Below are 23616 nucleotides of genomic sequence, written 5' to 3'. Positions count from 1 at the left end.
GCCGATCATGACGACCGAGCCAGCTACCGTCGAGAGCACGACCGTTAAGCCCGCGGCCACCGGGAGCAGCGCAGTTGAGATCGTGCTGGCCACCCACAACGTCAAGAAGCTCGCCGAGCTCCGCCGATTGGTCGCCGCCGCCGGGCTCGACGTCATCGTGCTCGGACTGAGCGACCTGCCCGCCTACGACGAGCCGGCCGAGACCGAGACCACCTTCGAGGGCAATGCCTTGATCAAGGCCCGGGCCGCCGTCGATCGGACCGGCCGCATCGCGCTGGCCGACGATTCGGGACTTGCGGTGGACCGGCTCAACGGCATGCCCGGGGTCCGCTCTGCGCGCTGGGCCGGCAGTCGCGCCACCGATGCCGACAACAACGAGTTGCTGCTGCGTCAGCTCGACGACGTACCCGATCCGCACCGGACGGCCCGATTCGTGTGCGCGATGGCCCTGGTCACGCCCGATGGTGAAGAGGTCGTCCGGCACGGAGTCGTGGACGGACACCTGCTGACCGCCCCCCGGGGCGAGAATGGTTTCGGCTACGACCCGCTGTTCGTGCCGGACGGGTACGAGCAGACCACCGCCGAGTTGGATCCGGCGGCCAAGGACGCGATCAGCCACCGGGGCCGCGCGGTCCGGGCCATTCTGGTGGACCTGGAAGATTCGCTCGCCGGCAATGCACGGACTGGCAACGCAGAGACGAGGACACCGTGAAGACCTATCTCGAGCTGCTGCGGCACGTCATCGACCACGGAGTCGCGAAGTCGGACCGCACCGGCACCGGCACGCTGAGCGTGTTCGGCTACCAGATGCGCTTCGACCTCCAGGCCGGGTTTCCGCTGCTCACCACCAAACGGGTCCACACCCGCTCCGTGATCGCCGAGCTGTTGTGGTTTCTCCAGGGTGCGACCAACGTGGCCTGGCTGCACGAGCAGAAGGTGACGATCTGGGACGAGTGGGCCGACGATTCCGGCGAGCTGGGTCCGATCTACGGCTACCAGTGGCGATCCTGGCCGGCGCCGGACGATCGCCACATCGACCAGATCGCCACTGTCATCTCCGCTCTGAAGACCAACCCCGATTCGCGGCGGCACCTGGTCAGCGCCTGGAATGTCGGTGATCTGGACCACATGGCGCTGCCGCCGTGCCACACCATGTTCCAGTTCTACGTGGCCCCGGCACCCGAGGGCAGCGACGACCCGCGCGGCCGGTTGTCCTGCCAGCTCTACCAGCGTTCGGCCGACATCTTCCTCGGAGTGCCGTTCAACATCGCCTCGTACGCACTGCTGACCCACCTGATCGCGCAGGTCTGTGACCTGGCCGTCGGTGACTTCGTGCACACCCTCGGCGACGCGCACCTCTACACCAATCACCTCGAGCAGGCCCAGTTGCAGCTCACCCGCGAGCCGAGACCGCTGCCGACGCTCAGACTGGATCCGACCGTTACCGACATCGACGGCTTCCGGCTCGAGCACATCAGCATCGAAGGGTACGACCCACTTCCGGGCATCAAGGCCCCGATCGCGGTCTGAACATGGCGAACCCTCATCCCGTATCCGAGACACCAGCGCCGACCGAACGGCCCACCGTGATCGGTATCGCCGCCGTCGCCCGCAACGGCGTGATCGGCGCAGGCAATGACATCCCATGGCGGATCAAGGAGGACTGGGCCCGGTTCAAGGCGATCACCATGGGCCACGTCTTGATCATGGGTCGCAAGACGTATGACTCGATCGGCCGTCCGCTGCCCGGCCGGACGACCATCGTGGTGACTCGTGATCCCGACTGGACCGCCGACGGCATCCGGACCGCCCACAACCTGGATGACGCGTTCGAGGTGGCGTACGCGTTGGCGCCGGAGAAGGTGTTCGTGGCAGGCGGCGGGCAGATCTATGCCGCGGCCTGGGACCGGCTGGACGTCTTGGAGATCACCGAGGTCGACATTGAACCGGCCGGCGAGGTGCGTTTCCCGCTGATCGGGCCCGAGTGGGTGGTGGTCAGCCGCGAGCAGGCGGACGGCTATGCCTTCGTCACCCTCGAGAAGGATACTGAATCGATACTGAATTAGTTGGAGCTCATCCGGTGAGGATGATGTGGGATCACCTGGGTCGGATCGTAGGGTCTTCTAGAACGGTTCGCGATGGGCGAACCTGCGCAAGGAGTAAGTTTCATGAGAGAGATCCCGCTGAGCGCCAAACTCGGCGCCGAGGCTCTCGGCACCTTCTGGCTGGTCTTCGGCGGCTGCGGATCCGCTGTGCTGGCCGCACACGTCCTGAGCGACGACACGAACCCGGTCAACATGGGCATTGGCTTCGTCGGTGTCGCACTGGCCTTCGGCCTGACCGTGCTGACCGGTGTCTACGCGGTCGGTCACATCTCGGGCGGCCACTTCAACCCGGCCGTCACGCTCGGCCTCGCCATCGCCAAGCGCTTCGAGTGGAAGCTCGTGCTGCCGTACTGGATCACCCAGGTGGTCGCCGCCACGGTGGCCGGTGCGGTCCTGTTGCTCGTTGCCAGCGGCAAGGCAGGCTTCAATGCGGTGGAGAGCGGCTTCGCCACCAATGGATACGGTGACCGATCGCCGGACGGTTACGGGCTGCTGGCCGGTCTGGTGATCGAGATCGTGTTGACCGCGGTCTTCCTGTACGTGATCCTGGGCGCCACCGACGCTCGGGCACCCAAGGGCTTCGCCGGTATTGCGATCGGTCTGACCCTGACCCTGATCCACCTGGTCTCCATCCCGGTGACCAATACCTCCGTCAACCCGGCCCGGTCGTTGGGCGTCGCCTGGTTCGCCGGAGGGGGAGCCCTCAGCCAGGTCTGGCTGTTCATCGTGGCCCCGTTGATCGGTGCCGCGATCGCCGGCGCTACGTACGCAGTCATCACCGCGGCCAAGTTCCCCCTGGACGAGGGCGTGGCAAACAACCCCGAGGTCGGCACGGCCCCGCCGGCCAAGTAGGACGCCTCGGACGCTTCGGGTACACGAGCGCGGCAGCCATCTCCGGCTGCCGCGCTCTGTGTGTTGCGGCTCAGATCGCCCTGCCCATCCCTGGCGACGGCGTGGAAGGGCGCCAGGCTCCCGGATAGGCTTCCGTCATGAGTTCTGACCGCCTTGTCCCCGGCGATCCAGCCCCCGCCTTCACCTTGACCAACGCCGATGGCGACCAGGTTTCGCTCTCCGACTATGCCGGTGGCAAGGTGATCGTCTACTTCTATCCGGCCGCCATGACCCCCGGCTGCACGACCCAGGCGGTCGACTTCACCGCAGCGGTGGACGATCTCGACGACGCCGGTCTCGCCGTGGTGGGCATCTCACCTGACCAGCCGGAGAAGCTCGCCAAGTTCAAGGCTTCGTCGTCGGTTGCCTTCCCGCTGTTGGCCGATCCCGAGAAGAACGTGGTGAAGGCCTATCGGGCGTACGGGACCAGGATGCTCTACGGGAAGCTGATCGAGGGAGTGATCCGCTCGACCTTCGTCGTCGAGGTCGCGGACGACGGCACCGGCACGATCGACGTGGCACAGTACAACGTGAAGGCGACCGGTCACGTCGCCAAGCTCAAGCGCGACCTGAAGATCTAGGGGGTTCGGGATCTCGGCCGAGATCCCGCCTTGCCGGAGTGGTGGAATTGGCAGACACGCAGGATTTAGGTTCCTGTGCCTTCGGGTGTGAGGGTTCGAGTCCCTCCTTCGGCACCTGGTAGCGGCGACTTGACGAGCTTCATGGTGAGACGCCAGTCGACGCGGGAGATCGCGGCATCGCCCAGCAGTGAACCGGCCGACCTCAGCTGTTCGGCGGCATCGCCTCGGTGCGCTTGATCACATCAGTGAGCCGATCCCGTAGCCCGGTGAGCTCCTCGAGATCCATGCCGAGAACGTCCATGATCGCCGGTGGAATCGCCAGCGCTTGGGACCGCAGCCGCCTTCCCTCGGTGGTCAGCGTCACGCGCAGTGCGCGCTCATCGTCGGGGTCCCGAGCGCGGATGAGATACCCGGCGGCTTCGAGTCGCTTCAGCAGTGGTGACAAGGTGGCGGGCTCGAGCGACAGGCGCTCGCCGAGCTCTCGTACCGTCATCGGCTCCTTGCCCCACAACGCCAGCATCACGAGGTATTGCGGATGGGTCAGGCCCATCGGTTCGAGCAGCGGCCGGTAGAGCGCGATCACCCGCCGGGATGCGACCGCGAGTGCGAAGCACACCTGGTTCTCCAGCGCCAGCAGATCCACCGATTGCACGGAGTTGTCCCTCGCCATGCATCGAGCGTACTCTCGGCACTAATAGTTTGTGTACTAACTAACTGAGCCTGGGGAATCGGATGCCAACAGACAGCTACTTCTCGGACGAGGCTTCGCCTCAGGATCCCCAGGAGCGGAAGAGTCTCGACCTCGTACAGCGCGCCGTGTTGTCGGCACTCCTCGGCGTGGTTCTCGGGCTCTTCTCGGCAACGCTCGCGGTCTATCTGGTGTTGCGCGGCCACCATGATCTTCCGCACAGCGACGTCATCGGGCTGTGGGTGATGACCGGCGTCATCGGCCTGGTCACGTCAGGCTCGATCCTGATGATCAACAGGCGCAAGCTCTATCACCCGCTCCTGCTCCTCGGTCTCATCCCAATGGCTGCTGCCTGGTACGGGATCTTCCACTGACGTTCGAAACGACGGGATGGTGGGAGTCTCACCAGGTCTGCACTACCCTGGGGCGAGCCTTCGACGATCGAGGAGAGACGTGGCCGCGAACGAGAGCACCCACCCGACCAGGACGCCTGAGCAGATCGAGGCCGACCTTGCCGCGGCCCGGCTGCGGATTGCGCATTCCACCGAGGAGTTCATCGATCAGGTCCATCCGAGCCGGATCAAGCAGCGCCAGATCGACAACGTGAAGCAGTTCGTCGGCAACGAGGTGGATGCTGCCAAGACCTTGGTCTACAACGCCAAGGGTGACCTGCGTAAGGAGCGCCTGATCGCGATCGCCGGTGCGGTCGTCGGCGGCCTGGTGTTCCTCGCCGTCATCCGCGGACTCGTACGCCGGGGGCGGAGCTGAGGAATGTCGAGTTCAGCTGACTCCGGTGAGGCGCTGCCGATCCGGATGCTGCACGATCGTGTCCTGGTCTCGACCGAAGGGGAGAGCGGGGAGCGTCGCAGCGGTGGCGGGATCGTCATTCCCGCCACGGTGGCCATCGGCAAGCGTCTCGGCTGGGCCGAGGTGGTTGCGGCCGGGTCCAACGTGCGCAGCGTCAAGGTCGGTGACCGCGTGCTGTTCGATCCGGACGACCGCGCCGAGGTCGAGATACGCGGCCATGACTACGTGCTGCTGCGGGAGCGTGACCTGCATGCCGTCGCCACTCAAGGTCGCTCGGACGGTCAGACCGGTCTCTATCTGTAGCGCGCCGCGGCGGAGCGCGAACTCAGCCCTTGACCGCCCCTGAGGTCATGCCACGCACCATGAACTGCTGCAGACTGACGAACACGATCAGCGGCACGATCATGGTGATCAGCGCGCCGGCGGTCAGCAGCTCTTGGCCCTGACCCTGGGTGCCGAGCAGTTGCTGCAGCTTCACGATCACGGTCGTGTTCTCCTGCTTCAAGAACAGCTTGGCGATCAGCAGGTCGTTCCACACCCACAGGAACTGCAGTGTCGCGAAGGCGGCGATGGCCGGCGCCGACATCGGTGCCACCAGCCGCCAGAACGTCTGGTAGTGCGAGCAGCCATCCACCTTCGCCGATTCGACCACGCTGGTCGGCAGCGTGCTCATGTAGTTGCGCAGCGTGTAGATGCATAACGGCATGCCGAAGCCGGTGTGCAGCAGCCAGACCGCGATGTACTGTCCGGAGACGCCCAGCCCGTTCGGTCCGAGCAGGTTCAGCATCGGCTGGAAGCCCACCTGGATGGGCACCACCATCACGGCGATGATGAGCAGGAAGAAGAACTCCTTGAAGGGGAACTTCATGAAGGTGAACGCGTACGCGGCAAAGGCGGCGAACATGATCGGGATGACGGTGCCGGGCACCGCGACCACGATGGTGTTCAAGAAGGCCGGACCCATGTCAGCCCCGGTCCAGGCACCTCCGTAGTTGCTGGTGGTCCAGTCCGCGCCGGCGGGGTTGAACAAGGCTGTCCACCAGCCTGACTGCAGGGCGTCGTCGCGGGTACGGAATGAGGTGACCAGCACCCCAATCGTCGGTATGCACCACAACAGGGCAAGCAGGAACATGACGGTGATCGCCACGTAGCTGCGGGGGCGACCGTCACGCATCAAAGAACGAGTCATCGGGCTGTATCCCCCTCACGGAAGGTCTTGATCTGGAACCAGATCAACGGCGACACCGCGACCAGCAGCACCACCACGATGGCGCTGGCCTGGCCCGCCTCGCCGGCGGCGAACAGCTTGTTGAAGAAGAGGTTGGCGAGCACGTTGGTGTCGTAGGCGCCGTTCGTCGACACGTACACGATGTCGAAGACCTTGAGCACCAGGATGAACACCGTGACGAAGACGGTGATGATGGTGCCGGCGATCTGCGGGATCACGACCAGTCGGAAGACCTGGAACTCCGTGGCGCCATCGATCCGCGCTGCTTCCACGGTGTCGTCCGGTACGCCCTTGATCGCTGCGCTGAGCAACACCATGGCGAACCCGGCCTGCATCCAGATCAAGATCACCATCAGCAGGATGCTGTTGAGCTTGGCCGACTCGATGGCGAGCCAGGTCTGCGGCTCGCCGCCGAAAGAGGTCCAGATCGCGTTCAGCAGACCGGTCTGGGACTGCTCGGCCGGGTTGTAGGCGTACACCAAGCCCCACACCGCGGTCGCGGCCACGAAGGAGATCGCCATCGGGACGAAGATCAGTCCCTTGGACACCCGCTCGCCGGTGGCCGACAGCTTGTCCGCCAGCACCGCGATCACCACACCCAGACCCACGGTGACGGCCGGCACGATCACCAGCCAGAGGATGTTGTTGATCACCGAGGCCCAGAACTCGCTGTCGGCGAAGATCGTCCGATAGTTCGCCAGGCCGATGTAGGCGGTGCTGTCGGCATTGGCGAAGGAGTAGTTGATCGTTTGGATGGTCGGATAGAGCAAGACCAGTGCGACCAGGGCGAACGCCGGGAGGAGGAAGGCGTACGGGATGATCGCCAGGGAGAACCGTTGGGGCAGTGCCTCGACGAACATGTTCAAGAACCAGAACAGCAGGGCCGCGCCCCCGACGCCCGCGATCAGTGCGACGACGCCGATGACCAGCTTGTTGCCGAACCACTGTGGGTAGTAGCCGAACGCCAGGAACAGGTTCGCCAGGAACCAGACGACGATCAGCATGCCGAGCAGGCCCAGCAGCCCACGACCCGGTTGGAACCTGGTCAGCTTGTCGGGATCCTTCTCGCGACCAGCTGCGCGCCGCGCTCGCGTGGTGACCGTGCTTGTCTCAGTGCTCATCACTGGCTCCCGTCACTCGGGCCAGGAGGCTTCGATGGCATCGGCCGTCGTCTGCGACGACTGCCCGTTCTGCCACTTGACCATCTCGGTCCAGAACGTTCCGGAGCCGACCGCCTTCGGCATCAGATCCGAGCGTCGAACCGGAACACGTCGGCGTCGGCCACGATCTTGGCGATCTCCCGGGTGGTCTTGTCCGGGTAGTTGGCGACATCGAACGTACGGTGCGGGGAAAGCCAGCCGCCGGCCTTCGCCCACGGGCCGCCGAACTTGTCCGAGGTGAGGAACTGCGCGACGGCCTGGGCGTCGGGGTCGTTGCCGTTGAACAGCGCCACCAGGTCGCCGCCGCCCATGATCGGCTGGCCGGAGTAGCCGCCCTCGTACGGTGGGAACGCGTAGATGCCGACCCGGTCGTCGAGGTTCTGCTGCACGGTCTTGGGGAAGAAGCCGGTGATGAAGTTGCCCTGGCGCATGATCATGCACTTCGGCGAGTCGTCGAAGGCGGGGTTCATGGCATCGCCGAAGGGGGTGTTCAAGATGCCCTTGGTGTCGCCCAACACCTGCCCGGGAGTCTTGGTGATCTTGGCGACCTCGTCGAGCGCCTGCACCACGCGCTTGTCGTTGAACGGGATCCGGTGCGCCACCCAGTCGTCGTAGACGTCCGGTCCGTACATACGCAGCATGTATTCCTCGAGCCAGTCGCTGCCTACCCAGCCGGTCGTCTGGTCGGACTCCCAGCCCATGCACCAGGGGGAGATCCCGCTGGCCTTGATCCTGTCAGCGACGTCGGACTGGAGCTCTTGGATCGAGCTGGGGGAGGTGTCGTAGTCGCCGTCGGTGTAGGCGGGCTTTGGATACCAGACGATGCTCTTGACCGCCATCCGCATCGGTGCGCCGTAGACGCGGCCCTTGTAGCGGGCAGCGTCGAGGAAACCGGGGACCAGGCTGCGGTCCAGGCTGTCGTAGTCGAGATAGGTGTCGATGGGCTGGACCTTGTCGTCGGCCGCGAACTCGAGGATGCCGCCGGGCTGTGGGAACAACCCGAGGTCCGGCGCGTCACCGGAGTTGACCTTCTGCTTGATGGTGGTGGTGAAGTCCGTGTCGGCCACGTACTGGATGTCGATGCCACTGCTCTGCTCGAACTCGGCGAGCGAGGCCTCGAACTGCTTCTGCTCGTCGCCGCCATCGACGAAGCCACCGCCGGCACTGCCACCGCCACTACCTGATGGATTGGGGTTTTGCAGACAACTGGTCAGGGCCAGGACCGACAGCAGGCTGGCTGCCAGGGCCAGCACCTTGATCCGAACTCTTCCTCGTTCTCTGCGTCCTAGCACGCCATCCTCACTCCCGGTGTTCCTGGCGTCCACGGATCTGCTAATTCGGGCCTACCCAGGTTCGGGAGGGCCAAACACACAGCTCTGAGATCGGGAAGGTCGAGAGGGAAGGTTCGGGAGTGTGGCGCGAGAGCTGGTACGCGGGTGTCAGTCCGCGTCGACCAGCTGGGTTGGTTAGTCCGCGTCGACCCAGCTGGGGGAGAGCTCGGTGATCCGGGCGCTGCCGTTGCTGGCGGTCAGGATCAAGGTGTTGACGTCTTCGAGATCGGCGGTTGCCACGGCTGCCCGGAGTCGGGGGAGGCCGGTGTCGTAGTCGACCTCGATGGCGGCGATCCGCCGGAGCTGGTCCTCCAGTCGACCAGCAATGGCGAAGTCGACTGTGGTCTCCAGCCGCTGCCGTAGCTCTCGACGCCGGGTTCCGGCAACGCGCAGGGCTGCGCGGGTCGCGTCCCCGTACGCCTGCACCAGTCCGCCCGTGCCGAGCAGGGTGCCGCCGAACCAGCGGGTCACGACGGCGACCACATCGCTCAGCTGGGCACCTTGGAGTGCGTCGAGGATCGGCGGGCCCGCCGTACCGGACGGCTCACCGTCGTCGTTGCTGCGCAGGGTGGCGCCGTCGGGTCCGAGGATGAAGGCGGAGCAGTGGTGGCCTGCGGTCCCGTACGCGCGTCGCTCCTCGGCGATCACGGTGCGGGCATCGTGCTCGCTCTCGACGCGTGCGACGCGACAGAGGAAGCGCGAGCGTTTGACCTCGATCTCGGCCGTCGCATCGCGTGCCGGCACGAGATAGGAGTCCACAGCCGGTCAGGCTAGCGGGCTGATCATGCCTCGCGCTGCTTCGGCGAGGACTCCAAGGTGCGGGCCGGATCGCGCTCGACCACTGGGTCCAGCACCTCGTCGATCTGGGCCATCACGTCCGCCGGCAGCGTCACGCCCGCAGCGGCGACGTTGTCGGCGACCTGCTCGGGCCGGGACGCACCGATGATCGCGCTGGCCACGTTGTCGTTCTGCAGCACCCAGGCCACCGCCAGCGCTGCCATCGAAAGCCCCGCATCGGCCGCGATCGGCTTCAACTGCTGCACCCGCTCGAGCACGTCATCGCGCATCCAGCGCCTGATCATGTTCGCGCCACCCTTGTCGTCGGTAGCCCGTGAACCTGCGGGTGGCTGCTGGCCCGGCAGGTATTTGCCGGTCAACACACCTTGCGCAATGGGTGACCAGACGATCTGGGAGATGCCAAGCTCGCGGCTGGTCGGCACGACTTCACCCTCGATCACCCGCCACAAGGCGGAGTACTGCGGCTGGTTGGAGATCAGTTGGACCCCGAGCTCCTTGGCCAGGGCGGCGCCGATGCGCAGCTGGTCGGCGGTCCACTCGCTCACGCCGAGATAGAGGACCTTGCCCTGACGGACGAGGTCGGCGAACGCCTGCATCGTCTCTTCCAGCGGAGTCTCATAGTCGAACCGGTGCGCTTGATAGAGGTCGATGTAGTCGGTCTGTAGCCGGCGCAGCGAGGCGTGCGCCGACTCCATGATGTGCTTGCGGGACAGCCCGACGTCGTTGTGACCCTTCGGTCCGGTCGGGCCGAAGACCTTGGTGAAGATCTCCAGTGACTCCCTGCGTTGCCCCTGAAGTGCCTGACCTAGGACCGTCTCGGCCTTGGTATTGGCGTACACGTCGGCGGTGTCGAAGGTGGTGATCCCGGCGTCCAGCGCGGCCCGTACGCAGGCGGTCGCCTGGTCGTTCTCCACCTGGGAGCCGTGGGTCAGCCAGTTGCCGTAGGTGATCTCGGAGATCTTGAAGCCGGAGTTGCCGAGGTAACGGAAGCGCATCGGGCCAACCTACTCGCCTAGCGCGTACGGACGCGTCGGCTGAAATCGGCTGCGCTCTGTGTACGGCTGGCGGCTGGAGCGGCAGCCGGGCGCCGGGTCGACCTGCCCGACGAGGACTGGCGCCGTGATTGAGCGCCGTCTGTGCGACGGGTCGTGTCTCCAGCCGGCTTGGCGGCGGTGCTCCGGTTCGGCTTGCGGTTTCGACCTGGTTGCGAGGCGTTCTTGGGCCGGGTCGTGGACCGCCCGCGGGGTGCTGCAGTGGCCGTGGTCGCTTCGGGGGAGCCGAAGCTTCGTTCGCCAGCCGCCAGCTGCTGCAGGATCGGGTGAGACACGCTATCGACCACGGTGGTGCTCGGCCGGACACCGGCGGCCTTCGTCAAGGCGCGGACGTCGCAGACCTGGGCATCGGTCATCATCGTGACCACCGTGCCGCGGCTGCCGGCGCGGGCCGTCCGTCCGGAGCGGTGCACGTACGCCTTGTGTTCGACCGGCGGATCGGCGTGGATCACCAACTCGACGTTGTCGACATGGATGCCGCGAGCGGCGATGTCGGTCGCGACGAGGGTGGACACCCGACCCTCGTGGAAGGCGTCCATGCTGCGGGTTCTGGCGTTCTGACTGAGGTTGCCGTGCAACTCGACGGCCGGAACGCCGCGGGCATTGAGCTGTCGGGTGAGCGACTTGGCGCGGTACTTGGTGCGAGTGAAGATCACCGTCCGACCGGGTGCAGCGGCGAGATCGGCCAGGACGTCGGCGCGAAGTGTCTCGCGGACATGGAGCACGTGGTGATCCATGGTCGTCACCGGGGCCTGCGGTGAGTCGGCCTCGTGCCGGGCCGGGCGGGTCAGGAAGCGCTTGACCAGGCCGTCGATGCCCTTGTCCAAGGTGGCAGAGAAGAACAGTCGCTGCCCGCTCTGGGGTGTCTGGGCGAGGAGGCGGGTGACACCAGGGAGGAAGCCCAGGTCGGCCATGTGATCGGCCTCGTCGAGCACGGTGATCTCGACCGCGTCGAGCCGGCAGGCGCCCTGCTGGACGAGATCCTCCAGCCGCCCGGGGCAGGCGACGACGATGTCGACGCCACCCTGCAGCGCCTTGGTCTGTGGCACCTGACTGACGCCGCCGAAGACCGTGCGGCTCCGCAGACCGGTGGCGACGGCCAGCGGTTGCAGGGCGGTATCGATCTGGGTGACGAGTTCGCGGGTCGGGGCGAGGATCACAGCGCGTGGGCTGCGGGATCGGGCCCTGACCGGCCGTGCGCTCAGTCGGGTGACCAGCGGCAGCAGGAATGCGTACGTCTTGCCGGAGCCGGTACGGCCGCGGCCGAGGACATCACGGCCGCCGATCGCATCACGCAGCGTCGCGGCTTGGATCGGAGTAGGGGTATGGATGCCACGCTCAGTGAGGATGTGCACCAGTTGGGCGGGTACGCCGAGGTCGGCGAAAGAAGGGCTGGCGGACGCCGCGTCCTTGGCGGCTGGGGACGTGCTGGACAGGCGGGACGTGCTGGTAGGCAAGTTCACAACTCTCGTGATGTCTCACCAGGGATGGCCACTGCTGAAGCGGGACCGACACGGTCCGTACGCAGAACTCGGGAAGAGAGGAGCAAGTCGCTCGACGTCACCGGCAGCTTGGGGCGAGACCTGACAGGCTGCTGGGTCAACCATAGCTGATCCGGCTGGTCCGACGGGTGATGCAGCTGTGGCAAGTAGTAAGGGGACGATGATCGGCTGCTGCTCCGAACGGCGCCCCGACTTGGTCCCAGTGCCGGTGTTGCCCGCTTCCGGTGTCGAGACCAGGTCGAGCATTCGCTTAAGAGTGTCCGGCCAACCGCAGTCGGTGAGTCAGGTCGTGTAGATGATGCTGGGGCGCTCGAAGTTGTCGTTGATCGCGATCTCCATCACCATGTCGTCAGGGTTCGCTACTCCGAATCCGATGTCCCACTCAGATTCACGACCCTTGAGCAACTTGGTGGAAGGCGAGCCTTCAAGACCTTTCTCGGAATCGAATACTTGCTCGGCTTCCTTGTTGTTCGATTGCATTGTGATGTAGGTGACCGCCAGGTCAATTGGTCCGGAGGTCTTGTTGACAACGGTGATGGTGAACCGCCGATAGGCCTTTGCCCCGTCAACCTCTGCGTAGTCGCTTGGCTTGAACTTCGACGGCTTGCCGATGGTAATGGTTAGGCCGTCGTCCCACGTGTAGGACTTGCCAAACGACAACTCCTGGCTCCCGGCTGACTCCTCGGGCTCGCTAGGCTCATCCGAAGAATCTGAGGCCGGCTTGTTGACCCCTGCTGGAGGATTCTCATCCGCGCTTCCGCCTGTCGTGGCGAGACAAGCTGCGCAACTGAAGATTGCTACAACAAGAACTGCCAACCGGAGGATGCGTCGCATGGCGGGAATCGTACGGTATCGGGACTATGTGTGCATAGCCTCAGTTTCGGCAATGAAGGACGGATTCGCGGCAGACCAGACTTCGCCCTAATCGGCGAAGTGAAGATAGGCGAAGGGGCCGCAAGGGTAGCGAGTCGCCGCACGGGTGTTGAGACGTCAGACTATTCCCTGGCAGCTCGTCGAGTACGCCTGCTACGACGCGGGCGGCAGGTTGGAACCGCGACACCGAATCCCGCGAGTAGTTTGACAATCCATGCGGCTCCACCCCGCTGAGGCCGTCTGCCCGCCCGCGCATTGAATGCCAGACTCCGCTCCGCTACCAAACGTGCCGAAGTTGGCGCCACGTCGAGGGGTCATAACCCGACCACAAGAGAACAGTCCACCCGCCCTACGATCCCGAGCTAGCAGGGCCTCCTGCCGTCCACCAGATCCGCGGTCGCCGTGCTGCATCACATCCCGTGCCGATGGGCGGCAAAGTGACCGATGATTTGGGGCGCGCGCAGAAGGAGCCGCCATGCCGCACTGACTAGGTGCGATGATGGTGCGCCGCGAGGGAATCGAACCCCCAACCCGCTGATTAAGAGTCAGCTGCTCTGCCAATTGAGCTAGCGGCGCGCGAGGAGAAACACTAGCAAAACGATCACGTACTCGCGAATCCGTTCCACGGGTGGGCTGGAGCCGGCGTGGCGCAGGGCCAGGCGAAGCCGGTTGATCGAAAGGTGCGCAGATGTAGTTTCAGACGAACGAAGCTGCATCTGCGCACCACTCGATTGCGTCCCCAGCAGATCTCGTACGACAGCGGGGGCCAGACGGCCCGTCCCAGGTCAGGACGGGCGCAGCCCACGATCCTCGAGCAGAGCCATCGCGGCGTTGTGACCGCCCAGACCGCTGACCGCGCCACCCCGGCGGGCACCTGACCCGCAGAGCAGGATCGAGGGATGATAGGTGGCCACGCCCCAGCGCTCGGCCGGTGTCTCTGCGGACTCACCCTCAGCCAACCAAGGCCAGCTGAGGTCGCCCTGGAAGATCTGCCCACCGGGCAGCAGGGTCTCGCGTTCGACGTCTTGCGGGCTCATCACCTCGATGCACAGCTCGCCGTTCGCGTCGCGGGCGATGCAGTCCTCCAGCGGTTCCGCCAAGGCCGACTGCACGGAGGCCAAGGCCGCTTCGAGTGCCCGAGCGCGCACCGCATCGTGATCGGAGGAGAACAGTGCCGCCGGTGTGTGCAGACCGAAGATGGTCAAGGTATGGAAGCCAGCCTCCTGCAGTTCCGGCGACACGATGGACGGGTCGGTCAGCGAGTGGCAGTAGCTCTCGCAAGGCAGCGGATCGGGCACCCGGCCCGCAGCGGCCTCAAGATACGCGTGCTCCAACTGCGCGTACCCCTGGTTGAGATGCAGTGTGCCCGCGAACCCGGTCTCCGGGTCGATGCCGGAACGGAACTCAGGTAGCCGGCGAAGCACGATGTTGATCTTGACCTGGGCGCCCGCCGGCTTGGCTTCCGAAGACTTGCTGTCAGGCTCCCCGAGCAGTCCGGCCAGGGTCCACGGCGCACAGTTGGCGAGTACGGTCCGCGCCGTGAGCACCCCGCCGTCGGCGAGCCGAACCTCAGTCCCCTCGTCGCCGGGGGCCAAGCCGGTGACCGGCGCAGAGGCCCGCAGCTTCGCCCCAGCAGCGCGTGCCGCGGTTTCCAGCGCGGCAGCCACCGTGCCCATGCCGCCGACCGGTACCTTCCACTCGCCGGTGCCGTTGCCGACCACGTGGTAGAGGAAGCAGCGGTTCTGTTGCAGGGCAGGGGAGTGGGCACTGGCGAAGGTGCCGATCAACGCATCGGTCAGCACGATCCCGCGTACGGTGTCGTCGGCGATCCGTTCCTCGATCAGCTCACCGATCGGTCGCTCCACCAGGGCGTCCCACAGTTCCTCGCCCACCCGCACCCGGAGCTCACCGGCGGAGGGCAGCGGCCCAGTCAGGGTCGGTGCGACCACACTCGCGAACCGGTGCAGATCAGCCTCCAACTCGGAGAAGGCCTCGTACGAGGCAGACCCGGGTCCGGCCGCGAATGACGCCCGGGTCGCCTCGCCGTGCTGACGCTCGACCAACAGCCCACCGTCGTCGGCCGGCGTATAGGACGCGACCCTGCGGGAACGCAGGTCGAGATCAAGATCGAGGTCATCGATGATCTGCTGCGGCAGCAGCGACACCAGATACGAGAACCTCGATAGCTTGATCGCCACCCCGTCGAAGATCTGCGCGCTGGCGACCGCACCGCCGAAGCGTGGCTGCGCTTCCAAGACCGTCACATCCAAACCCTCCCGGGCGAGGTACGCGGCAGCGACCAGCCCGTTGTGGCCGCCGCCGACGATCACCACATCATGGTCCGGCTGCCCGGAGCCTAAGACGCCCGCCGCCATCTCAGTGCACCCCGGGCGTCGCTGAACAACGGGCCAGCTCCTCGGCGCTCAGCTGCAGATCCGCGGCTCGGGCTGAGTCTGTGATGGAGGCAGGCCGACGCGCCCCCGGGATCGGGAGGACGTGGTCGCCCAACGACAGCTCCCAGGCGAGTACGACCTGCTGCGGGCTCACCCCGTGTGCTTCGCCGATCTCCCGGAGCGCCGCGAACCGATCGCCGACATCCCGACCGCCGCCACCACCGGTGCCGCCCAGCGGGCTCCACGGCAGGAACGCGACCCCCTGCTGACCGCAGAACTCCAACTCATCGGCGCTGGACCGGAACTTCGGGGAGAACTCGTTCTGCACACTCGCCAGACCACCCTCGCCCAGCACATCGATCGCGATCTGGATCTCCTCGACGTTCGCATTGGAGATGCCGATGGCCTTGATCTTGCCCTCATCCTGCAGGGTCTTGAAGTTGCCGATCGCGTCGGCATAGGCCATCGATCGGTCGGGACGATGCCACTGATAGAGATCGATCACCTCGACGTCGAGCTTGCGCAGCGACTTCTCCACCGCCTTCCGGAGATAGGTCAGCGAGCCGTCACGACCCCAGGTCTCACCCTCGGCCCGAGTGATGCCGCCCTTGGTGCCCACCACGATCTGGTCGGTGTCGCCGCCGTACGTCTTCAACGCCTTGCCGACGAGCTGCTCGTTGTGGCCCATGGTGTCCCACGACGGAGCGTAGATGTCGGCGGTGTCGATGAAAGTGATGCCGGCATCCAGAGCCGCATGGATGGTGGTGATCGCCTCATCCTCGGTGGGGAAGACGCGATCGTTGTTCATCGACATCGGCATGCCACCGAGACCGATCGCGGAGACGGTGAAGGGGCCGAGAGCGCGGGTCTGCATACCGGTCACGCTACCGGTTCAGCCTCCTCCGATGCCTCCACTGAGATCGCTTGCACGGTACCGAATGCGAGCAGCAGCTGAGCAGGCAGATAGATCGACATGTTCACGAACGCCCCGTGCGGAATGGCTCCCGGAGCGATGAAGTAGTTCACCGCGAGCACGATGTCCGACAGCAGGAACAAGAAGCCGCCGATTCCTGCCAGCCGCGCCACGCCGGTGGCCAGCACCGCCATCAATGCCAGGCTTGCGCCGTAGATCGCGACCGCCGGTGCCAGAGGTCCAGCTGCGACAGCCGCGATCGCGATCACTGCGGTCAGCACAATGACGTACGCCACCAGCAGAGGCGGTCGAGTCAGCAGGCTGCGTCGCCAGTAGGGCCGGAAGGCCGCGATGTAGACGACCTGGGCAACGAGGAAGAAGCCGATCTTGAGCAAGATCGTGAACCCGGCAAAGTCGCCGAGCCAGGAGAAGCCGAGCGCGACCATGACCAGGATCAACAGCCGGGTACGCCGAACTGCCCCGGACCAGCACACCCAGATCAGCAACGGCATCAGCAGCATGCGGCAGCCCCACGACACGGGCAACCAACCCGCGAACTCGGCAACGAGATCGACAATCGCGACCGCCGCGAAGCAGCCCAGGGCCACTGCGCTGCGTCGGTGGGGCATGCTCCCAGGGTAGATGGGCGTCCGATTCAGGCCCGCTGCACGGCCGCCAGCCGCTCCCGTCGCAACTCGTCGATCTCGGGCCGATCCAGCGGTGCCAGCCCTTCACCGAGGGCGAGCTGCAGGATGTGGTCGGCCAGCGCGGGATTGCGGGCCAGCACCGGACCGTGCGGATAGGTGCCGATCACCAGGCCGTTGACGGCACCCTCCGTGCCGCGCCCGTCGTTGCCGACCCCGATCTCGACGGTGGCGAGCGGGGTCGCGGACCGCCCGAGTGTCGTGTACCCGCCGTGGTTCTCGAACCCGGTCAGCCAGGCGTCCTGGCCTTCCCGGCCGATCCAGTGGGTGAGGATCTCGCCGACAGCGCGCGTCGGTCCGCGCCGGGTGCTGACGTCCAGCAGCCCGAGCCCCTCCACCACCTCGTCGTGCTCACCGACGGTGAAGCTGGTGCCGATGATCTGATAGCCGGCGCAGACCGCGAACACGGCCGCGCCGCGGTCGACGGCCCGCTGGAGACCGCCGTCGGTACGCAGCGCGTTCACCGCGGAGATCTGGGCGGCGTCCTCACCCCCACCGAGCAGATAGACCTGACCGCCCGCCGGCAGCGGATCGCCCGGTTCGACCACGGTCAATGTGGTCTCGTAGCCCCGCCACTGCAGCCGCTTGGTCAGCACGGTGGCATTGCCGCGGTCGCCGTAGATGCCCAGCAGCGACTGATAGACGAGCACGATCTCGATTGGTGCCTTCGTCGGTGCAGCCATGATCTAGACGCCCCCCATCTTCCGCAGCCGCTGGAACGGTGTGTACGTGGCGATCACGTCCACCGGCTCGGGGTGACCGTCGAGTGCCTCGGCCAGGTCGGGTACGCAGCGGCACGCCACCTCCGCGTACGCGAGCCGGACCGCCAAGTCCTGAGCCCGGGGCCCGGTCGCGACCACCGTTCGGCCGGCCAGCTGCTCGTACTCGACATCCCACAGCCACGAGACATCCCTGCCGTCGGCGGCCGCGGAGTCGATGGCCAGCACCACGACGTCGCTCTGCGCCAGCGGCAGCGCCTCGGCCCAGCCGGCCGGGTTCTTCGCGAGCAGCAGTCGGGCGGTGGTGTCACCGAACCGAGTGGTGGCGAACCGGCCGGCGGGTGCGGTCACCGTACGCATGCCGGCGATCGCCGTCGCGCTCGGCACTCCGAGCTGGGCCGCGGCCGCCATCGCGCAGGCAGCGTTGCTGATGTTGAAAGCACCCGGCACCTGCAGCTCCGGGTCGAAGGACTTCCCGTCGGGATCGACGATCCGACCGTCAACCACGCGATAGCTGGCGGCAGGTTGGGCAAGCTCGCAGCCGGAGCAGCGCCACCCACCGCCCTGGCCGCCGGTCTCGTCGGGCTGGTCATGGAGCAGCAGGGCTCCGCACTGCGGGCAGAGCGAGGCGTCTTGGGTCCAGGTGGTTGCGGTGTCGACCCAGACCACTTCGCGGGCGGTCTGCGCGGCCCAGACCACCAGCGGCTCATCGGCATTGGCGACCACGACTGGGCCGCGCTCGCCGGCCGCTTCCAGTGCGTTGCGCCACGACCGGCCCAGCGCCTTGATCTCGTGGTGGCGGTCCAGCTGGTCGCGAGAGAAGTTCAGCAGCACCAACACCTCGGGGTGGCCCAGCCGGATCATGTCGGCGACCACCCGCTCATCGGTTTCGATGATGGCCCAGGTCGCGCTCCGGTTGTCCGAGAGCGCGGCGGTGATGCCGCCATGCAGGTTGGCGCCGTCGGCGTTGTGTACGACCCGGGTCCCACCCGGGTCGAGGCCGGCACGGACTGCGGCAGCCAGGAAATGGGTGGTGGTGGTCTTGCCGTTCGTACCGGAAACCATCGCAAGATGCTTGCCGGCGAGCAGCTGTTCCAGGGCCTGCGGAGCGATCTTGAGCATCACCGCGCCCTTGATCGCAGTCCCGGCACCACGACCCATCAGACGGGACGCGCGCGCGGCCAGCTTCCCCGCTGCTCGGGCAACACTCAGGCGCGGTCCGGCCAGGGCTTGACCAGGTCGCGCCAACGCCTGGCGGGAGCGGCCAAGGGCTTGGCGGGTCTTGGCGGATCCGGCGATGGACTTGCCGGACTCGGCCAGAGCTCTGCCCGACCTGGCCAGGGCCTTGCGAGACTTCCCCAGGGCTCTGTGGGACGTGGCAAGGGCGGATTGCGCCCGAGTGATCAATGTGTTGGCGATGATCGGCTCCTGCGGGTCGGCTCTGGAGTCGAGTGGCGACCTACGGATGCTTCGACGTCCATGAAGCGTCCATGGCTCGCCACTCGGTGCGAAGACTACTGCCGCCCTTCGTCTCGGTCGAAGCACAGCGCGCGAACCTCCGCTGGACCTGGCATTGCGATGGCGGTCACCGCGAGGTCTTCGGCCTGGCCGGAGTCAACCGCTCGTACCGCCTGTTTGACCAGCGGGATCGCGGGTGGACTCACCGACAGGGTGCCGACACCCAGTCCGACGAGCAGCGCGGCGGCCCGAGGGTCGCCGGCGAGGTCGCCGCAGACCGCGACCTGCGGGCCGCCAGCGGCACCTTGGCAGACCGCTCGGATCAAGGCGAGCACGCCAGGGTCGTACGCGTCGCCGATGGCCGCGACATCGGGATTGCCGCGCTCGGCGGCGAGTGCGTACTGGGTCAGGTCGTTGGTGCCGATCGAGAAGAAGTCGATCGCGGCGGCAAACTCGGCGGCCTTGAGCGCGACCGCCGGCACCTCGACCATGATCCCGACCTCCAGTCCCGCCGGTGTGCCGTGGCCCTCGGACGCGATCACCTCGTCAAGCAGTCGACGTGCCGCATGGACCTCGGTCAGAGTGCTCACCATCGGAAACATGATGCTCACCGACGTCTCACGTGCGACCCGGACGATGGCCCGAAGCTGATCTCGGAACAGGGCCGGGTGAGCCAGCGACAGCCGCAGACCACGGACGCCGAGGAAGGGGTTGGCGCCCGCTGGGGTGGGGGCGTAGGAGAGCGGCTTGTCACCGCCCACATCGAGGGTGCGCAGGGTCAGCCGGCGGCCGCCGATGGTCTCAGCAAGGGTGCGGTAGACCTCGACCTGCTCGTCGACGTCGGGTGCGGTGTCGCGACCTGAGAACAAGAACTCGGTACGCACCAGACCGGCGAGGTCTGCGCCCGACTCGGCGGCGGTCAGCGCGTCATCGAGCGACCCGAGATTGGCGCCAACCAGGATCTGGAGCCCGTCGGTGGTGCGCGCAGGGCGCCCGGACGATTGGGCAGCGGCGGCTCGATCGGCTGCCTGTCGCCTCGCTCGATCAAGCAGCACGGTTCGGGTGGCGCTGTCCGGGCTGAGCTGGATCTCACCCGTGTCGCCGTTCACCGCAAGCTCGGATCCGGCGGGCGTCATCAGCAGCGTCGGGCCGGCGGCGACGACCAGCGGAATACCGCGGGCCCGGATCAGGATCGAGGCGTGGGAGGTCGGGCTGCCGAGGGCCAGCGCGACCGCGAGTGTGGTCGTCGGCTCGAGGCCGGCGGCCTCGGCTGCTGTCAGGTCGGGCGCGATCAGCACACTGGGCGCGGGGTCAGGTTCGGCGGGTGAGCCGATCGTCATCTCGATCGGCGTCGCCAGGGCAGCCAAGGAATGGAGCACCCGCCCTCGCAGCTCGCGGATGTCGGCGGCGCGAGTCTGCAGATAGTCATCCTCGAGCCCTGCGATGGACTGCGCGATGTCCTCGGTCGCCGATCCCCAGGCCAACTCCGCCGATTGACCGCCGGCGATCCGGGTCGCCACGTCAGCCAGCAGTTCGGGGTCCTCCAGCAGCGCCAGGTGAGCCTCGAAGATGTCCGCTTCATCAGCGCCGAGCTGATCCCAAGTCCGTCGCTGGAGTGTCCGAAGCTCGCCGGCGGTCGCCGCCAGCGCATCACCTAGTCGATGCTGCTCCACGGTGGGCGATCCGGTGGCCCGTTCGGGAATCTCGACCGGTTGCTCAGTGAGCAGCTGAGCGGGCCCGATGCCGATTCCCGGTGCGGCTGGCAGACCGCGCAGCAGCTTCGGCACCTCATCCGGCACGACCCCCTCCCGCGCGCTGCTCGCCACTCTGCGCGAGTCGGAGCTGGCGCGGAGTGGCTGAGCCTCGGGCGCGGCGAGTGGGTCGCCAAAGGCGTTCCGGGCGAGAGCCAGGACCGCGTCGACAGCTGCCTGACCAGCGGGTCCAGTAGCCGATACCTCGAGCTCGTGTCCTTGCAAGGCCCCCAGCATCGCGATCTGGGACAGGCTCCGAGCGGAGACCCAGTCCGTGCCGGTTGTCAGGTTTCGGATCCCGACGTCGGCGTCCAGGCCTGCGGCCAACCGAGCCAGCCGCGCGGCCGGTCGGGCATGGAGACCGTGCACATTGGTCAGCGTGAACGTGGCTCGGACGATGGGTGGCACTTCGTCATCCGCTGCCGAAAGCGCGGGCGCCGGCGCCACTACGACCGATCCACTGGCTGGGCTGCCCGGCGCTTCGGTTCGCGGTTCACCCAGCTGAGTGAGCTTCCCGGCCAGCCCTGACCTGGACTCGGTAGCGACCTGCTGGAGGCTGGCTCCTCCCGCGGCTGCGACGGCGGCCGCCAGCAGGCCCTCCACGAGCGGCGCTGGTGACAGCGCCACCCGTTGGCGGACCTCATCCTCGAGCAGTTCCAGCGCCAGTTCGGCGGACAAGATGGCGCTGCCGATATCCATCAAGACCAGTACGCCGTCGCCGTCCTCAGCGGTGCTGATCGCTTCGGCAATGGCGACCGCATCGGTCCCGAAGGTGGTTTCGTCCAGACCCGCGGCAGCCTCGATCCGCACCGTCGCGTCGGGCACCATCTCCCTGGCCAACGCCACGGCCGCCTCGCCCAGCGCGCGGCTGTGCGAGACGACGACGATCCCGACCATCGCTAGCCGGCTTCAGTTGGCGGGGGAGCCGAGGGCCGTGGCAGCAGCCTGGATGAGCAGCACCGCGGAGGTTGCGCCGGGATCTTGGTGGTCGGCGCTGCGCTGCCCCAGATAGCTGGCTCGGCCCTTGCGAGCTACCAGTGGGGTCACGAAATCGCGGCCTTGCGCTGCGGCGGCCGCGGCTGAGTCGAGAGCTGCACTCAGGTCGCTTCCGGCAGCCAAGGCGGCGTCGAGCGCGTCGCACGCGGGAGCGAGGGCGTCGTACATGGTCTTGTCGCCGAGCACCGCCTTGCCGCGGGCGGCTACGCCCTCGACCCCAGCCCGGAACATGGTCGCGAAGCCAGCTCCGTCCAGGGCTGCAGAGTCTCCAGCTGCCGTGGACATGCGCAGGAACAAGGTGCCGTACAGCGGACCGCTGGCTCCGCCGACCTTGCTGATCAGGGTCATCGCCGTGGTCTTGAGCAGCGGGCCGACGCCGGTCTCGGAGTCGAGTCCGGCCAGCGCCTCCCGCACCGCGGTCGTCCCGCGTTGCAGATTGGTGCCATGGTCGGCGTCGCCGATCGCAGCATCCAGCTCGGTCAGCTCAGCCGCGTGGGCCTCGATCAGGCGGGTGAACTCATCGAGCCACCGGCGTACGGCTGCAGGGTTCACGACAGCGGGCATCTCACCCTCCCAACGCCCTTCACATTCCCCACCGTAGGGCCGGCGTGTTCACCGGGGCATCCCACAGCTCGAGGATCTCAGGATCGGCGCGGAGCAGAGTGACCGAGCAGCCGGCCATGTCGAGACTGGTGATGTACGGCCCGACCAGCGATCGGGCGATCGAGACACCCGCGGCGGCCAACAGGTCGGCGATCTCGCCATACATCAGGTAGAGCTCGATCAGCGGCGTGGCACCGAGCCCGTTCACGAAACAGATCACTCCGTCTTCACCGGAGCCCTCGTCGCTCGTGCCCTCGTTGTTGGTAAAGGCGAGATCGGCCAGGATCGGCTCGACCAGCAGCCGTGCGACCTCGTGGGCTGAAGCGAGCGGTACGCGTTCGCGGCCGGGCTCCCCGTGGATGCCGACGCCGAGCTCCATCTCGCCGTCGGGCAGATCGAACGTGGGCTTGCCCACCGCCGGGACTGTACAGCTGGTCAGCGCCGCGCCCATGCTGCGACCGTTGGCGACGATCCGGCGGGCCAACTCAGCACAAGCGGCCAAGTCAGCGCCCTGCTCGGCAGCGGCGCCGACGATCTTCTCCAGCAGCACCGTCAGCCCGACCCCGCGGCGGCCGGCGGTCCAGGTGCTGTCCTGGACGGCCACATCGTCGTCGACGATCACCGATTCGACCTGGACCCCCTCGGCCGCCGCCAGCTCGGCGGCGAGCTCGAAGTTCATCACGTCGCCGGTGTAGTTCTTGACGATGTACAGGACGCCCGCGCCACCGTCCACCGCAGCGGTCGCGGCGATCACCTGATCGGGGACGGGGGAGGTGAACATCTCACCGGCACAAGCCGCGTCGAGCATGCCTGCGCCGACGAAGCCGGCGTGCAGCGGCTCGTGCCCGCTGCCGCCCCCGGAGACCAATCCGACCTTGCCGGCCACCGGTGCGTCACCGCGGACCACGATCCGCTGGTCCAGCTCAACGCGCAGCTCCGGATGGGCAGCCGCCAGGCCACGCAGTGACTCGGTGACCACCGCAGCGGGGTCATTGATCAGCTTCTTCATGGAACCGACCCTACGACTCCGGCTGGTTTTCGAAACTCTGCCACACAGCGGCGG

At 66.8% G+C, this 23616-nt stretch carries 24 protein-coding genes, 2 tRNA genes and 1 pseudogene; 9 read left to right on the top strand and 18 right to left on the bottom strand.

Annotation, left to right across the window (positions count from 1 at the left end; translation table 11 throughout):
- The first annotated feature begins 7 nt into the window (after positions 1-7).
- The 6 genes from rdgB to MLP_RS18725 all read left to right on the top strand — a co-directional run bounded on the left by rdgB (position 8) and on the right by MLP_RS18725 (position 3691).
- Positions 8-712, top strand: coding sequence for an RdgB/HAM1 family non-canonical purine NTP pyrophosphatase (gene rdgB, locus MLP_RS18750; RefSeq protein WP_013864735.1), 705 nt, complete (start codon positions 8-10; stop codon positions 710-712).
- Positions 709-1530, top strand: coding sequence for a thymidylate synthase (locus tag MLP_RS18745; RefSeq protein WP_013864734.1), 822 nt, complete (start codon positions 709-711; stop codon positions 1528-1530). Before rdgB ends, MLP_RS18745 begins: the two co-directional genes overlap by 4 nt.
- A gap of 2 nt (positions 1531-1532) precedes the next feature.
- The gene (locus tag MLP_RS18740; RefSeq protein ID WP_049804593.1) at positions 1533-2066 is read left to right on the top strand and encodes a dihydrofolate reductase; all 534 of its coding nucleotides are present in this window, start codon (positions 1533-1535) and stop codon (positions 2064-2066) included.
- A gap of 102 nt (positions 2067-2168) precedes the next feature.
- A complete protein-coding gene (gene aqpZ / locus MLP_RS18735) occupies positions 2169-2957 on the top strand; it encodes an aquaporin Z (protein WP_013864732.1) in 789 nt (262 codons plus the stop codon).
- A 137-nt stretch (positions 2958-3094) separates the two neighbouring features.
- Entirely contained in the window at positions 3095-3577 is a 483-nt protein-coding gene (locus MLP_RS18730; RefSeq protein WP_013864731.1) for a peroxiredoxin, read from the top strand.
- A gap of 32 nt (positions 3578-3609) precedes the next feature.
- Positions 3610-3691, top strand: a tRNA-Leu gene (locus MLP_RS18725).
- An 88-nt stretch (positions 3692-3779) separates the two neighbouring features.
- On the opposite strand, the gene MLP_RS18720 is transcribed toward MLP_RS18725, so the two are convergent.
- Complete coding sequence (locus MLP_RS18720; protein ID WP_013864730.1) at positions 3780-4247, bottom strand: MarR family winged helix-turn-helix transcriptional regulator; 468 nt, start codon at positions 4245-4247, stop codon at positions 3780-3782.
- Positions 4248-4309: 62 nt separating this feature from the next.
- Between MLP_RS18720 and MLP_RS18715 the strand changes: the two genes are divergently transcribed.
- From MLP_RS18715 to MLP_RS18705, 3 genes are all read left to right on the top strand, one after another.
- Entirely contained in the window at positions 4310-4639 is a 330-nt protein-coding gene (locus tag MLP_RS18715; RefSeq protein ID WP_013864729.1) for a hypothetical protein, read from the top strand.
- 79 nt (positions 4640-4718) lie between these two features.
- Positions 4719-5033, top strand: coding sequence for a DUF3618 domain-containing protein (locus tag MLP_RS18710; protein WP_013864728.1), 315 nt, complete (start codon positions 4719-4721; stop codon positions 5031-5033).
- A gap of 3 nt (positions 5034-5036) precedes the next feature.
- Positions 5037-5375: a GroES family chaperonin gene (locus MLP_RS18705; RefSeq protein WP_013864727.1), complete on the top strand. Its 339-nt coding sequence runs from the start codon at positions 5037-5039 to the stop codon at positions 5373-5375.
- Between the two features lie 22 nt (positions 5376-5397).
- Here MLP_RS18705 and MLP_RS18700 read toward each other — a convergent pair whose 3' ends face one another.
- From MLP_RS18700 to dhaK, 17 genes and pseudogenes are all read right to left on the bottom strand, one after another.
- A complete protein-coding gene (locus MLP_RS18700) occupies positions 5398-6261 on the bottom strand; it encodes a carbohydrate ABC transporter permease (protein WP_041790269.1) in 864 nt (287 codons plus the stop codon).
- Positions 6258-7421: a carbohydrate ABC transporter permease gene (locus tag MLP_RS18695; protein ID WP_049804592.1), complete on the bottom strand. Its 1164-nt coding sequence runs from the start codon at positions 7419-7421 to the stop codon at positions 6258-6260. The genes MLP_RS18700 and MLP_RS18695 overlap by 4 nt, the downstream gene beginning before the upstream one ends.
- Before the next feature lie 122 nt (positions 7422-7543).
- Positions 7544-8752, bottom strand: coding sequence for an ABC transporter substrate-binding protein (locus MLP_RS18690; RefSeq protein ID WP_197536440.1), 1209 nt, complete (start codon positions 8750-8752; stop codon positions 7544-7546).
- Between the two features lie 174 nt (positions 8753-8926).
- Positions 8927-9550, bottom strand: coding sequence for an IMPACT family protein (locus MLP_RS18685; RefSeq protein WP_013864722.1), 624 nt, complete (start codon positions 9548-9550; stop codon positions 8927-8929).
- Between the two features lie 23 nt (positions 9551-9573).
- Positions 9574-10584, bottom strand: a complete 1011-nt coding sequence (locus MLP_RS18680) for an aldo/keto reductase family protein (RefSeq protein ID WP_013864721.1) — start codon at positions 10582-10584, stop codon at positions 9574-9576.
- 17 nt (positions 10585-10601) lie between these two features.
- Complete coding sequence (locus MLP_RS18675; RefSeq protein WP_013864720.1) at positions 10602-12104, bottom strand: DEAD/DEAH box helicase; 1503 nt, start codon at positions 12102-12104, stop codon at positions 10602-10604.
- Positions 12105-12425: 321 nt separating this feature from the next.
- The gene (locus MLP_RS18670) at positions 12426-12977 is read right to left on the bottom strand and encodes a hypothetical protein (RefSeq protein WP_013864719.1); all 552 of its coding nucleotides are present in this window, start codon (positions 12975-12977) and stop codon (positions 12426-12428) included.
- Between the two features lie 539 nt (positions 12978-13516).
- A tRNA-Lys gene (locus MLP_RS18665) sits at positions 13517-13592 on the bottom strand.
- Positions 13593-13801: 209 nt separating this feature from the next.
- On the bottom strand, positions 13802-15391 hold the full coding sequence (locus MLP_RS18660) for a phytoene desaturase family protein (protein ID WP_013864718.1): 1590 nt from the start codon (positions 15389-15391) through the stop codon (positions 13802-13804).
- A gap of 1 nt (position 15392) precedes the next feature.
- Positions 15393-16283 carry an aldo/keto reductase gene (locus MLP_RS18655; protein ID WP_041792963.1) on the bottom strand — a complete coding sequence of 297 codons (891 nt, stop codon included), beginning with the start codon at positions 16281-16283 and terminating at the stop codon, positions 15393-15395.
- 5 nt (positions 16284-16288) lie between these two features.
- Complete coding sequence (locus tag MLP_RS18650; RefSeq protein ID WP_013864716.1) at positions 16289-16951, bottom strand: lysoplasmalogenase family protein; 663 nt, start codon at positions 16949-16951, stop codon at positions 16289-16291.
- Positions 16952-16977: 26 nt separating this feature from the next.
- Positions 16978-17709, bottom strand: a complete 732-nt coding sequence (locus tag MLP_RS18645; RefSeq protein ID WP_013864715.1) for a type 1 glutamine amidotransferase — start codon at positions 17707-17709, stop codon at positions 16978-16980.
- 3 nt (positions 17710-17712) lie between these two features.
- The gene (locus tag MLP_RS18640) at positions 17713-18867 is read right to left on the bottom strand and encodes a Mur ligase family protein (RefSeq protein WP_041792959.1); all 1155 of its coding nucleotides are present in this window, start codon (positions 18865-18867) and stop codon (positions 17713-17715) included.
- A 392-nt stretch (positions 18868-19259) separates the two neighbouring features.
- Positions 19260-21362 carry a phosphoenolpyruvate--protein phosphotransferase gene (ptsP, locus tag MLP_RS18635; RefSeq protein ID WP_331442789.1) on the bottom strand — a complete coding sequence of 701 codons (2103 nt, stop codon included), beginning with the start codon at positions 21360-21362 and terminating at the stop codon, positions 19260-19262.
- 90 nt (positions 21363-21452) lie between these two features.
- Positions 21453-21851 (bottom strand): annotated as a pseudogene (dhaM, locus tag MLP_RS29345) (dihydroxyacetone kinase phosphoryl donor subunit DhaM); the annotation flags it as partial.
- 12 nt (positions 21852-21863) lie between these two features.
- On the bottom strand, positions 21864-22514 hold the full coding sequence (gene dhaL / locus MLP_RS18630) for a dihydroxyacetone kinase subunit DhaL (RefSeq protein WP_013864711.1): 651 nt from the start codon (positions 22512-22514) through the stop codon (positions 21864-21866).
- Between the two features lie 19 nt (positions 22515-22533).
- Entirely contained in the window at positions 22534-23562 is a 1029-nt protein-coding gene (gene dhaK, locus MLP_RS18625; protein WP_013864710.1) for a dihydroxyacetone kinase subunit DhaK, read from the bottom strand.
- Positions 23563-23616 lie beyond the last annotated feature (54 nt).

The sequence above is a fragment of the Microlunatus phosphovorus NM-1 genome (genome assembly GCF_000270245.1).
GTDB lineage: Bacteria > Actinomycetota > Actinomycetes > Propionibacteriales > Propionibacteriaceae > Microlunatus > Microlunatus phosphovorus.
Note: the sequence above shows the minus strand (reverse complement) of the source record. Positions and strands in the feature narration are given on the sequence as shown.